The sequence below is a fragment of the Pseudomonas cistanchae genome (genome assembly GCF_054483635.1).
The window spans coordinates 210,871-223,678 of the sequence record NZ_JBTLWN010000005.1; the positions used below are offsets into that span (position 1 = coordinate 210,871).

At 61.1% G+C, this 12,808-nt stretch carries 10 protein-coding genes and 3 tRNA genes; 1 reads left to right on the plus strand and 12 read right to left on the minus strand.

Annotation, left to right across the window (positions count from 1 at the left end):
- Positions 1-109: 109 nt before the first annotated feature.
- Positions 110-1,552: a magnesium transporter gene (mgtE, locus tag ACX0MV_RS15385; RefSeq protein ID WP_458983392.1), complete on the minus strand. Its 1,443-nt coding sequence runs from the start codon at positions 1,550-1,552 to the stop codon at positions 110-112.
- A gap of 316 nt (positions 1,553-1,868) precedes the next feature.
- On the opposite strand from mgtE, the gene ACX0MV_RS15390 reads away from it, so the two are divergent.
- Positions 1,869-2,369: a DUF4124 domain-containing protein gene (locus tag ACX0MV_RS15390; RefSeq protein WP_458983393.1), complete on the plus strand. Its 501-nt coding sequence runs from the start codon at positions 1,869-1,871 to the stop codon at positions 2,367-2,369.
- Positions 2,370-2,448: 79 nt separating this feature from the next.
- On the opposite strand, the gene ACX0MV_RS15395 is transcribed toward ACX0MV_RS15390, so the two are convergent.
- The 11 genes from ACX0MV_RS15395 to astD all read right to left on the minus strand — a co-directional run bounded on the left by ACX0MV_RS15395 (position 2,449) and on the right by astD (position 12,771).
- Positions 2,449-2,525, minus strand: a tRNA-Arg gene (locus tag ACX0MV_RS15395).
- Between the two features lie 71 nt (positions 2,526-2,596).
- Positions 2,597-2,673, minus strand: a tRNA-Arg gene (locus ACX0MV_RS15400).
- A 108-nt stretch (positions 2,674-2,781) separates the two neighbouring features.
- Positions 2,782-2,872: transfer RNA gene (locus ACX0MV_RS15405), tRNA-Ser, on the minus strand.
- A gap of 62 nt (positions 2,873-2,934) precedes the next feature.
- On the minus strand, positions 2,935-3,120 hold the full coding sequence (csrA, locus tag ACX0MV_RS15410; RefSeq protein WP_010490393.1) for a carbon storage regulator CsrA: 186 nt from the start codon (positions 3,118-3,120) through the stop codon (positions 2,935-2,937).
- Positions 3,121-3,304: 184 nt separating this feature from the next.
- Positions 3,305-4,543 carry an aspartate kinase gene (locus ACX0MV_RS15415; RefSeq protein ID WP_458983394.1) on the minus strand — a complete coding sequence of 413 codons (1,239 nt, stop codon included), beginning with the start codon at positions 4,541-4,543 and terminating at the stop codon, positions 3,305-3,307.
- Positions 4,544-4,640: 97 nt separating this feature from the next.
- Positions 4,641-7,271, minus strand: a complete 2,631-nt coding sequence (gene alaS / locus ACX0MV_RS15420; RefSeq protein ID WP_458983395.1) for an alanine--tRNA ligase — start codon at positions 7,269-7,271, stop codon at positions 4,641-4,643.
- Between the two features lie 144 nt (positions 7,272-7,415).
- A complete protein-coding gene (gene ltaE / locus ACX0MV_RS15425) occupies positions 7,416-8,420 on the minus strand; it encodes a low-specificity L-threonine aldolase (RefSeq protein WP_458983396.1) in 1,005 nt (334 codons plus the stop codon).
- A gap of 143 nt (positions 8,421-8,563) precedes the next feature.
- Positions 8,564-9,571 (minus strand): succinylglutamate desuccinylase, encoded by a 1,008-nt coding sequence (astE, locus tag ACX0MV_RS15430; RefSeq protein WP_458983397.1) that lies wholly within the window; start codon positions 9,569-9,571, stop codon positions 8,564-8,566.
- 9 nt (positions 9,572-9,580) lie between these two features.
- A complete protein-coding gene (locus ACX0MV_RS15435; protein ID WP_458983398.1) occupies positions 9,581-9,865 on the minus strand; it encodes a topoisomerase II in 285 nt (94 codons plus the stop codon).
- An 81-nt stretch (positions 9,866-9,946) separates the two neighbouring features.
- The gene (gene astB, locus ACX0MV_RS15440; protein ID WP_458983570.1) at positions 9,947-11,293 is read right to left on the minus strand and encodes an N-succinylarginine dihydrolase; all 1,347 of its coding nucleotides are present in this window, start codon (positions 11,291-11,293) and stop codon (positions 9,947-9,949) included.
- A 14-nt stretch (positions 11,294-11,307) separates the two neighbouring features.
- On the minus strand, positions 11,308-12,771 hold the full coding sequence (gene astD, locus ACX0MV_RS15445) for a succinylglutamate-semialdehyde dehydrogenase (RefSeq protein ID WP_458983399.1): 1,464 nt from the start codon (positions 12,769-12,771) through the stop codon (positions 11,308-11,310).
- Positions 12,772-12,808: the final 37 nt, after the last annotated feature.

Here is a 12,808-nt window from a genome sequence, read left to right on the forward strand (position 1 = left end):
TGGGCAGAGCTGGCGAACCTTAGCGTGAAACGATCGTTTGAGGCAAATCACCAGACCACGATATGCGCCGCTTAGCAAACTAAACGCGACCTCGCGCAGAGGCCGCGTCTTACAGCAGAAATAGCGTGGCCAAACCGAGGAAAATGAAAAAACCGCCGCTGTCGGTAACAGCCGTAATCATAACGCTTGCGCCCAGCGCCGGATCGCGCCCCATGCGCACCAGCGTCATCGGGATGAGCACGCCCATCAGCGCAGCCAGTAGCAGGTTGAGCACCATCGCCGCGGTCATCACAACACCCAGCGACCAGCTGTCATACAGCAGGTAAGCCACCACACCGATCACGCCGCCCCAGACGATGCCGTTGATCAAGCCGACCCCGAGCTCCTTGCGGATCAATCGGGACGTATTGCCCGTACTGACCTGATCGAGCGCCATCGCCCGCACGATCATGGTGATGGTCTGGTTACCGGAGTTGCCACCAATCCCCGCAACGATCGGCATGAGCGCCGCCAACGCCACCAACTTTTCTATCGAGTCCTCGAACAGCCCGATCACCCGCGAAGCCATGAAGGCGGTAATCAGGTTGATGGCCAACCAGGCCCAACGGTTACGCAGGGACTTCCACACCGAGGCAAAAATATCCTCTTCCTCGCGCAGACCTGCCATGTTGAGGACTTCGCTTTCGCTTTCTTCACGAATCAGGTCGACCATTTCGTCGATGGTCAGACGGCCGATCAGCTTGCCGTTCTTGTCCACCACGGGCGACGAAATCAGGTCATAGCGCTCGAATGCCTGGGCGGCATCGTAACCATCTTCATCGGGATGGAAGCTCACCGGGTCGGTCGCCATCACCTCACTGACCAACTTCTCCGGATCATTGACCAGCAGCCGCTTGACCGGCAGCACACCCTTGAGCACGCCGTCGTAATCGACCACGAAGAGTTTGTCGGTATGCCCAGGCAGTTCCTTGAGGCGCCGCAGATAGCGCAAAACCACTTCCAGGCTGACATCTTCGCGGATGGTGACCATCTCGAAGTCCATCAGCGCGCCGACCTGATCCTCCTCATAGGACAAGGCTGAACGCACGCGCTCGCGCTGCTGCGCATCCAGGGATTCCATGAGCTCATGCACGACGTCGCGCGGCAGCTCCGAGGCGAGATCTGCCAGTTCATCCGCGTCCATTTCCTTGGCCGCGGCGAGGATTTCGTGATCCTCCATGTCAGCGATCAGCGTCTCGCGTACCGAGTCGGACACTTCAAGGAGGATATCGCCGTCGCGCTCGACCTTGACCAGTTGCCAAACGGTCAGGCGGTCTTCCAGCGGTAGGGCTTCAAGGATATAGGCGACGTCGGCGGAGTGCAGATCATCGAGCTTGCGCTGTAGCTCGACGAGGTTCTGCCTATGTACCAGGTGCTCCACGCGCTCGTGGTGTGGACCTTCCTGACGATGGGTCAGGTCTTCGACCACTTTTTGCCGATGCAGCAGCTCAACCACCTGGGCAAGGCGATCCTGCAGGCTTTCTTGCGGCTTCTTTGCTTCTACTTCAGTCATGGCGCGCTCCACCCCCAGCGGCGGCGCGAGCCACTAGAGGGTCAATCAATCAATACGTGATTGCACAATTGGGATTCAACGTTACTACTGGGTAAGTCCACGGTGGTTTTCCACAAGCCTCGGCGAGGCTGACGGGCCAGATGATAACACCGCGTTGTCAATTTACGCGTGTCAAAACCCTGCTTAGACAAGACTTTGCATCACATACCTAAGCACTTTTGACCAGTTGATACTCCGACGCGCTGGAGTTCTTGCGAGGCACTGGCGCCAGCAATCTTCTGGGCTACGCTGGAAGGACTGTCACGGAGGACACGACATGCACGGACTGCACCGCGCGCTTGCCTGCGCCATTCTGCTTTGCCCGACCACCCTGTTCGGATCGACCGTATTCCGCTGCGAAGACGCCAAAGGACACGTGACCTTTACCCTGCAGGGTTGCCCGACCGAACAACAGCAATACCTGCAGGACGCCCACAACGCCACGCCTGGCAGTGGCAAGCCAGTGCCAATGGCCAAGAAAGCCAAGGCCGTCACACGCAGTAAAACCGAAGCGAAAGACGGCGGCAGCAAGCTTGTCGTCGTGGGTGAGAAGCAGGATGGCTGCGGGAATCGCGTCACCGGTAGCGAGCGTCGGGACGCGATGGTCCGGCAGCAAGTACACAGCGGAATGACTCGCGAAGACGTTGAAAGCAGCCTGGGCAAGCCAGATAAAGTCAGCAGCCAAAACGGCCAAACTCGCTATCACTATCGCGATCAGAAAGGTAACAGCCGCCAGGTCAGCTTCGACGAAGCCGGCTGCGTCAAAGGCAAGCGTTAGCCAATGGCACCAGCGCACATGATCGCGCTTTTCCAAAGGCAAATAAAAAGGGCCTGCATAGCTGCAGGCCCTTTCAATTTGGTGCACTCAGGAGGATTCGAACCTCCGACCGCTCGGTTCGTAGCCGAGTACTCTATCCAGCTGAGCTATGAGTGCAATGGCGCTTTTAAACCAGATCACCGCTGGCTGAAACAAAATGGCCTGCATCGCTGCAAGCCATTCGAATATGGTGCACTCAGGAGGATTCGAACCTCCGACCGCTCGGTTCGTAGCCGAGTACTCTATCCAGCTGAGCTATGAGTGCATTGAGCGTGCGCATTATAAGGAGCTAGTTACGATAATCAAGCGTTAAACCGAGCAGTTTCAATAACTTATCGCTCTAACACTGACACCACACCTCATAACGCAAATATGGCGGAGAAGGGGGGATTCGAACCCCCGACACCCTTTTGAGGTGTACTCCCTTAGCAGGGGAGCGCCTTCGGCCACTCGGCCACCTCTCCGCAACACGGGGCGCATGATACTCATCTTTGCCCCGCTTGCAAAGCCAAAAATTAGATAAAAATTAGTGGCTTGGTTCTTCGTCTTTCTCTTTCTGGATGCGTTGGTAGATCTCTTCTCGGTGCACGGCAACCTCCTTCGGCGCGTTAACGCCAATGCGCACCTGATTACCTTTAACGCCCAACACGGTGACCGTGACTTCGTCACCCACCATCAGGGTCTCTCCGACCCGGCGAGTCAGAATCAGCATTCCATTCTCCTTACGGATTTCAGTTCAAACACAGTCTGCAAAAAATAAAAGGGCTGCAGCTGCGCCAATGTAGAAGCCCAGCGTTCACCTAAGTATTGACCAGTGTAGCCAGAATGATAGTTCCGCCCACGCCAACCAAAAAAGACAAAAGGCGCAGTTTAAACCGCGCCTTTTGGGTAATGCTTCAATCGCCCTGTCGGGCCGGAGCATCCAGTTCAAAAGCAGTGTGCAGGGCGCGCACCGCCAACTCCAGATATTTCTCCTCGATTACCACGGAGACCTTGATCTCAGAAGTCGAAATCATCTGGATATTGATATTTTCCTTGGCCAGCGCTTCGAACATGCGGCTGGCTACGCCGGCGTGGGAGCGCATGCCGACGCCCACGATGGAGACCTTGGCAATCTTGGTGTCGCCGATCACTTCGCGCGCACCCAGCTCGCGAGCGGTGTTTTCCAGCACTTGCTGAGCAGCGTTGTAATCGTTGCGGTGCACGGTGAAGGTGAAATCGGTGGTGTTATCGTGCGCCACGTTCTGCACAATCATGTCCACTTCGATGTTGGCGGCACTGATCGGACCGAGGATCTTGAACGCCACGCCCGGGATGTCCGGTACGCCACGAACAGTCAGCTTGGCTTCGTCGCGGTTGAAAGCGATGCCGGAGATGATCGGCTGTTCCATGGTTTCCTCTTCATCAAGGGTAATGAGGGTGCCTGGACCCTCTTGAAAGCTGTGCAACACGCGCAGCGGGACGTTGTACTTGCCGGCGAACTCGACCGAGCGGATCTGCAACACCTTGGATCCGAGACTGGCCATCTCCAGCATTTCTTCGAAGGTGATTTTCTCGAGGCGTTGAGCCTGTGGCACCACCCGTGGATCGGTGGTGTAAACCCCATCGACATCGGTGTAAATCTGACACTCGTCGGCCTTCAGCGCCGCCGCAAGAGCTACGCCCGTGGTGTCGGAACCGCCACGCCCAAGGGTAGTGATGTTGCCGTGCTCGTCGACGCCCTGGAAACCGGCGACCACCACCACACGACCGGCCTTGAGATCGGCACGCAGCTTCTGGTCATCAATCTGCAGGATGCGCGCTTTGTTGTGCGCGCTGTCGGTGAGGATGCGCACCTGATTGCCGGTGTAAGACACCGCAGGCACATCCAGCTTGATCAGCGCCATGGCCAGCAGCGCAATGGTCACCTGCTCGCCCGTGGACACCATCACGTCCAACTCGCGTGGAACCGGCTGATCGCCGCTGATCTGTTTGGCCAGATCGATCAGGCGATTGGTTTCGCCGCTCATCGCGGACACCACCACCACGATGTCATCGCCGTTCTCGCGGAATCTCTTCACCTTCGCCGCCACTTGCTGAATGCGTTCAACAGTGCCGACAGAGGTGCCGCCGAATTTTTGTACGATCAAAGCCATTTCAAAGCCGCCTCAGCCCGTGAAGGGCGCCCATTAAACATACAAGTCTGCCCACTGCCAAGGTCTGTCGGGCTCGCCATTCGGCTGCAGTCGAGCCTCAGAGGCCGTGTTCGACAAAAGCCTGGGCCAATGCCAGCGCCGCATCCAACGCAGCGGCATCGGTACCACCGCCTTGCGCCATGTCCGGCCGGCCGCCACCTTTGCCGCCCACGGCTGCCGCCGCCTGCTTCATCAGGTCGCCCGCCTTGAGCCGGGCGGTCAGGTCCTGAGTCACGCCGGCCACCAGCACGACCTTGTCGTCCTGCACGCCGCCGAGCAGGATCACCGCGCTGCCGAGCTTGTTCTTGAGCTGGTCGACCATCGCCAGGAGCGCCTTGCCGTCCAGGCCGTCGAGACGCGCAGTCAGCACCTTGACGCCCTTGACCTCGACGGCTGAGCCTGCCAGGTCGTTACCCGCCGCGCTGGCGGCCTTGGCCTTGAGCTGCTCCAATTCCTTCTCCAGCTGACGGTTGCGCTCCAGCACAGCCGACAGCTTGTCGATCAGATTCTCGCGGCTGCCTTTAACCAACGCGGCAGCCTCTTTCAACTGCTCTTCGGCGCCATTCAGGTAGGTCAGCGCCGCGCCACCGGTGACGGCCTCGATGCGCCGCACTCCAGCCGCAACGCCGCCTTCGCTGATGATCTTGAACAGGCCGATATCGCCAGTGCGGGTCACGTGGGTACCGCCGCACAGCTCGACGGAGAAATCGCCGCCCATGCTCAGCACCCGGACCTGATCGCCGTATTTTTCGCCGAACAGCGCCATGGCGCCTTTGGCCTTGGCGGTTTCGATGTCGGTTTCAACCGTCTCGACCGCGCTGTTTCTGCGCACCTCGCCATTGACGATATCTTCGAGCGCCTTGAGCTGCGCCGGGGTGATCGCCTCGAAATGGCTGAAGTCGAAACGCAGGCGCTGGCTGTCGACCAGCGAGCCCTTCTGGCTGACGTGTTCGCCAAGCACCTGACGCAAGGCGGCATGCAGCAAGTGCGTGGCGGAATGATTGAGTGCCGTGGCCTGACGCACCGAGTCTTCGATCACGGCCTCGACCTGGCTGCCGACTTCAAGCACGCCGCTGTCAAGCACGCCATGGTGGAGGAACGCGCCGCCCGCCTTGGTGGTATCGTGCACGTCGAAGCGCATACCGCCGGCCTCATCGGCCAGGAACCCGCAGTCGCCGATCTGACCGCCGGATTCCGCGTAGAACGGCGTCTGGTCGAGGACCACAACGCCCTCCTCGCCTTCTTTCAGGCGTTCGACCGCCTGGCCGTCGCGGAACAGCGCAATCACCTTGCCGTTACCGCGCGTGGCCTGGTAACCAAGAAAAACCGTGTCGCTGTCGACCTTGACCAGGCTGTTGTAATCCATGCCGAAGGCGCTGGCCGAGCGAGCGCGTTCGCGCTGTGCCTGCATCTCGCGCTCGAAGCCTTCTTCATCAAGGGTGAGCTCGCGCTCGCGGGCGATGTCGCCGGTGAGGTCCATGGGAAAGCCATAGGTGTCGTACAGCTTGAAGATCACCTCGCCAGGGATGACGCTGCCTTTCAGCTCGCTGAGGTCCTGCTCGAGAATCTTCAGCCCCTGCTCCAGGGTCTTGGCGAACTGCTCTTCCTCGGTCTTCAGCACGCGCTCGATATGCGCCTGCTGCTGTTTCAGTTCGGGGAAGGCTTCGCCCATCTCGGCCACCAGCGCGGCGACGATCTGGTAGAAGAAGCTGCCCTTGGCGCCCAGCTTGTTGCCGTGACGGCAAGCGCGGCGAATGATCCGGCGCAGCACGTAGCCACGGCCTTCGTTGGACGGAGTCACGCCATCGGCGATCAGGAAGCCGCACGAGCGAATATGGTCGGCGACCACTTTCAGTGACGCCTGCGCCTCGTTGGCACAGCCGATAGCCTGGGCGGCAGCGTTCAGCAGGCTCTGGAACAGGTCGATCTCGTAGTTCGAGTTGACATGCTGCAGCACCGCGCTGATGCGCTCCAGCCCCATGCCGGTATCCACGCTCGGCGCCGGCAGTGGGTGCAATACGCCATCCGCGGTGCGGTTGAACTGCATAAACACGTTGTTCCAGATTTCGATGTAGCGGTCACCGTCTTCTTCGGGCGAACCGGGCGGGCCACCCCAGATGTGCTCGCCGTGATCGAAGAAGATTTCGGTGCACGGACCGCACGGGCCGGTATCGCCCATCGCCCAGAAGTTGTCCGAAGCATACGGCGCGCCCTTGTTGTCGCCGATGCGGATCATCCGCTCGGCCGGGATGCCGACTTCCTTGTGCCAGATGTCGTACGCCTCGTCGTCGCTGGCGTAGACGGTGACCCAAAGCTTTTCCTTGGGCAGGTTAAGCCACTTGTCACCGGTCAGGAATTCCCATGCGTAGGAAATCGCGTCGCGCTTGAAGTAGTCGCCGAAGCTGAAGTTGCCGAGCATTTCGAAGAAGGTGTGGTGGCGCGCGGTGTAGCCGACGTTTTCCAGGTCGTTGTGCTTGCCGCCGGCACGCACGCACTTCTGGCTGGTGGTGGCGCGGCTGTAGGCGCGTTTTTCCAGCCCGAGGAAGCAGTCCTTGAACTGGTTCATCCCGGCGTTGGTAAACAGCAGGGTCGGGTCGTTGCTCGGAATCAGTGAGCTGGAAGCGACACGGGTGTGCCCCTTCTCTTCGAAGAAGCTGAGGAACGCTTCGCGGATTTCTGCGCTTTTCATAGGGTCATCCAAGGAGACGGGCGGCCACGGCAACGCCGGCAAAGGGCCGCATTATATAGGGCCAGCCGCATCGGTACAGCGGGTTTTACCATAGATAGCGGCTATCGCCAGCGCTGCCGACGACCAGGCAACGCTGACGGCGTACTAGCGGCGGGCGAATGCCGCGAAGGTATCCAACACCTGGCCGATCTGCTCGGCGCTGATATCCATATGCGTGACCATACGCAAGCGCGGCGCGGCAGTCAGCTTGATTCCGCGCTCGGCGCAGAACGCCTTCAGACCCGCGCCACGCTCGCCAACCTGGGCGTACACCATATTGGTTTGAACGGGCTCGACCTGATAACCCAGCTCGCGCAAACCCGCGGCCAGGCGTTCGGCATTGGCGTGGTCATCGGCCAGACGCGCGACCTGATTTTCCAAGGCATACAGCCCGGCCGCCGCCAGCATACCGGCCTGACGCATGCCGCCGCCGACCATCTTGCGCCAGCGGCGCGCCTTGCCGATCAGCTCCTCGCTGCCGCACAGCACCGAGCCCACAGGCGCACCCAGGCCCTTGGAGAGGCACACCGAAACCGAATCGAAATGCTCGGCAATCCGCCGTGCCGGTACGCCCAGCTTGACCGCGGCGTTGTACAGTCGCGCGCCGTCGAGATGCAGCGCCAGGCCGCGACGGCGCGTCAAGTCGCGCGCAGCTGCCAGGTATTCCAGCGGCAGCACCTTGCCTTGCATGGTGTTTTCCAGCGCCAGCAGGCGGGTGCGAGCAAAATGGAAGTCATCCTGCTTGATGGCCGCCTCGACCTTACCCAGATCGAGCGAACCGTCGGGCTCGCCATCGATAGGCTGCGGCTGGATGGAGCCCAGCACCGCGGCACCGCCGCCCTCGTATTTGTAGGTATGCGCCTGCTGGCCGACGATGTATTCATCGCCGCGCTCGCAATGGGCCATCAAACCCAGCAGGTTGCTCATGGTGCCAGTCGGCACGAACAGCGCGGCGGCGAAACCCAGTTCGGCAGCCAAATGCTGTTCTAGCCGGTTGACCGTAGGATCTTCGCCATACACATCGTCGCCCAGTTCGGCGGCCAGCATGGCCTCGCGCATGCCAGGCGTCGGCTGGGTGACAGTGTCGCTACGCAGGTCGATTACAGGCATCGGCAGCCTCTCTGGAATTCACGAAAAGCCCGATGCTAAAGCGCTGCGAACAGGCGAACAAGGTACAGATGGACCCAATCCTTTGCGCACAGATGGCAATACATCTGGGGCCACCAGTTTGTTGCGCAAACGCGGCATAGCCGCTACGCCAGTTGCACATCCTCGGCGGGAACGATGAGGATGCCGGCGCGCAGGCCGTTCTTGACCTTGGGATTGGGGAAAATGATCCGCGCGCCCGGCTCATCGACAACCCAGCGGGTGTCTGCGACGTCTTCGGCGAGCAGATAACCCAGCGGCAGTTCGCTGAAGTTCTCCACATCGGCCGGCAGGTGCAGCTGGAACTCGTCGCTGCGCTTGATGATTTCGCGCGCCACGGCAAACAGCTGCAGCGCGCCGAGTCCATTTTCCACCGGCGGCTCGCGCCCTTCGATGATGGCGCACAGGCGCTGCTCAAGCAGATCCAGGTTGACCAGTTCGTTCTGACCGAATGGCCGCGCCTTGCCCAGTTCGAGGGTGAAGGCTTCCGCACCGAGCTTGGAATAGGTGAAAGCGCTGAAGGTAATCGACGTCTTGTTGTGCAACAGCACCGCGTCAATTCCCGCCGCGCTAAGCCGTGACAGCTCACGGGCACTGCGCGGGCGATCCGGCTGCCAGGGGTAAAGCGCGAACTGCTCGATCTTCGAGCCACGAATGGCGGTATGCAGGTCGTAGTGCAGGCGGATGCGGTCCGGCTTGCTGAAGAAGTTGCTCGCCAGGTGTTCCAGCTCACAGGCGCGAAGGGCCTCGACGCCGGTGTTTTGCTCGTGCACGCCGTTGAACAGGCGGTTGATGTCCTGCTCGATGTAGCGCTCGCCGCGGCGCATGGCGCTCGGGTTGCCAAACAGGAACAGCATGCGCGCGCGCGGCTTCAGCTCGTGGCGGGCGATGCCGCGCAACAGGCGGTCGAGCAGCTCGATGGGCGCGGTTTCATTGCCATGAATCCCGGCGGACAAGAGCAGGTCCAGCCCTGTATCGAGCGCCTCGGGCGGGGTGATTTCCAGCGCGCCTTCGGCCAACCAGCGTAGCCGCGCGCCCTCGGGCGTCAGCTGAATCTTCGCTGCCGGTTCATGGCCGGCCAGGGTCAGTTCGAGCAGTTTGCCGAGGGCGAGCATAGGGCTACCTCAATCGTGGTGGCAGTCGGGGCCATGGACATGTTCGTCGTCATCCGCGCCGGCCGGTTCCATTTCTAGCTCCAGGCTGACCAGATTGGTGGCCAACGGACGCAGCAGCAGGTTGGCATACTCGGCAGCACCCTCCTCCACGTCCACACCGATCATCAGCTGGTTGTTACCCACCTGCTGGAACCAGATTTCCTGGCCCTGCCAGATCACGGCAAAACGTGTGCAGGAGGTTTCCAGCTGGGTGCCGTCAGTGTCTTCGAGGATCAGTTGCAGGGCGTCGCTCATAAAATCTCCACAGTGTTGGACATAGGGTGGATGTCGCTTTTTACATCCACCGGTGGGTCAATAAAGCGAGACCCACCCTACTCAAGCTAATTGGAAGGGATAGACGGCGCCCAGTTTAAGGATCTGCGTCAGTTCATCCAAGGCGGTTCGGCATTCGTTGAGCAACTGCGGATCGGCCAAATCGCTTTCGCTGAGGCGATCGCGGTAATGGGTGTCGACCCACAGGTTGAGCGTGTCGTACAGACTCGCCGTCATGATCACGCCGGGGTTGACCGCCGCCAGCTCCTGTTCCTTGAGCGCCACGCGCAAGCGTAGGCATGCCGGGCCGCCGCCGTTCTGCATGCTCTGCTTGAGGTCGAACACCTGCACGTCCTTGATAGGACCGCCGGAGGCCGTCAGGCGTTGCAGGTAATTCCACACGTTGGCGTTGTTGCGACACTCCTCCGGCACGATCAACAGCATGCCGCCGTCAGCGCGGCTGAGCAGCTGACTGTTGAACAAGTAGGACTTCACCGCGTCCTCCACGCTCACCGCTTCGCGCGGCACGCAGATCGCCTGCAGATTGCCGCCACGGCGCGCGAGCTTGTCGCCGAGCTCGGCCAGCACCTTGTCCGTGTCGAGGAAGGCATCCTGGTGATAGAACAGCACCTCGCCGTTGCCCACCGCGATCACATCGTTGTGGAACACACCCTGGTCGATCACCGCAGGGTTCTGCTGGGCGTAGACCACGCCGTCGTCGCTCAAACCATGCAGCCGCGCAACCGCCTGCGAAGCCTCCAGGGTTTGCCGTGCCGGGTAGCGCTGCGGCGCCGGGAAGCGGCCGTCAAAGGCGCTGCGGCCAAAGACGAAGAACTCCACCCCAGCATCGCCGTAGCCTTTGCAGAAGCGCGTATGGTTGGCAGCGCCCTCATCACCGAACTGCCCGACCGCAGGCAACGCCGCGTGGTGGACGAAGTGTTGCTCATTGGCGAACATCGCACCGAGCACGCGGCTGGTGGTCGGGTGCTCGATGGAACGGTGAAATTTGCAGTTGAGGTTGGCGGCGGTGAAATGCACGCGGCCATCGGCGGTGTCAGCGCTTGGGCTGACGGTGCAGGCATTGGCGGTCCACATGCTCGAGGCCGAGCAACTGGCAACCAGCAAGGGCATGGCATCCTTCGCCGCTTTCTCAATCACCTGCGCGTCGGTCCCGGTGAAACCCAGGCTGCGCAGCACGGCGACGTTCGGTCGCTCCTGCGGGGCCAGCACGCCCTGCTGGAAGCCCATATCCATCAGCGCCTTCATCTTCGCCAGGCCCTGCTTGGCGGCTTCCTTCGGGTTGGAACCGGCCTGGCTGTTGCTCTGCGACGCGACGTTGCCGTAGGACAGGCCACCGTAGTTATGCGTCGGACCGACCAGGCCGTCGAAGTTCATCTCAAAAGCGGACATCTCATACGCAGACATTACAGACTCACTCCCGGGGTCAGGCTGGCAGGCAGGCTCAGGTTGTCGGATTCCAGCGAGGCGACCGGGTACGCGCAGTAATCGGCCGCGTAATAAGCACTGGCGCGGTGGTTACCTGACGCGCCGATGCCACCAAAGGGCGCGCTGCTGGCAGCACCGGTAAGCTGCTTGTTCCAATTGACGATACCGGCACGGCTCTGCAGCCAGAACTGGTCGTAACGCGCCCTGGAGTCGGACAGCAGACCCGCCGCCAGACCGAACTGGGTGTTATTGGCCTCGGCAATGGCCGCGTCGAAATCGGCATAGCGGATGACCTGCAGCAGCGGGCCGAAAAATTCTTCATCGACGCGCTCGCTCAATTCGCTGACATCGATGATGCCCGGGGTTAGCAGCGCCGCACTGGCGAGCGGCTGGGTCATCTCCAGCAGCGGTTTGGCGCCTTTTTCCAGCAGGCGCTCCTGTGCCTTGAGCAAATGCTGAGCCGCATCTAGGGAAATAACCGAGCCCATGAATGGGGCAGGTGTCTGGTCGAACGCGCCGACCTTGATGCTGGCCGCCACGTTGACCAAACGTGCCAGCAGGGCATCGCCCCATGGGCCATTGGGCACCAGCAGACGGCGCGCACAGGTGCAGCGCTGCCCGGCAGAAATGAATGCCGACTGGATGATGGTGTAGACCGCAGCGTCGAGATCCGCGACCTGATCGACGATCAGCGGGTTGTTGCCGCCCATTTCCAGCGCAAGGATTTTCTCCGGGCGACCGGCGAACTGGCTGTGCAGCAGATTACCGGTGCGACTGGAGCCGGTGAAAAACAGCCCGTCGATGCCCGGATTGGCGGCCAGGGCGATGCCGGTTTCCTTGGCGCCCTGCACCAGGTTGAGCACCCCGGCTGGCAAACCGGCTTCGATCCAGCACTGGACCGTCAGCTCGGCGACCTTGGGCGTCAGCTCGCTGGGCTTGAACACCACCGCATTACCGGCCAGCAGCGCCGGCACGATGTGTCCATTGGGCAGATGACCAGGGAAATTGTATGGGCCGAACACCGCGACCACGCCGTGGGGCTTGTGCCGTAGCACCGCCGTGGCATCGCCCAGCGGACCACTTTTTTCGCCGGTCCGCTCGCGATAGCTCTGCACCGAGATGGCGACCTTGTTGATCATGCTGGTGACTTCAGTGGCCGATTCCCACAACGGCTTGCCGGTTTCTTCGCCAATTGCATGGGCCAGTGCGTCGCTGTGCGCTTTCAGGCAGACGGCAAACTGCTCAAGCACGCCGATGCGCGCCTCCAGGGAACGCGACGCCCACTCGGGGAATGCCGCGCGGGCGGCCTGGACAGCCGTCTCGACCTGCTCGGCAGTGGCGCCTTTGCCGCTCCAGATGCATGCCTGACTGACAGGGTTCAACGATTCCAGGGCTTCACCCTGGCCCGCACACCAGCTACCGGCAATGTAATGAGTGTTCATGTTGTTCTACCACTCCAAGCAGTTGCAGCCGGCCTTG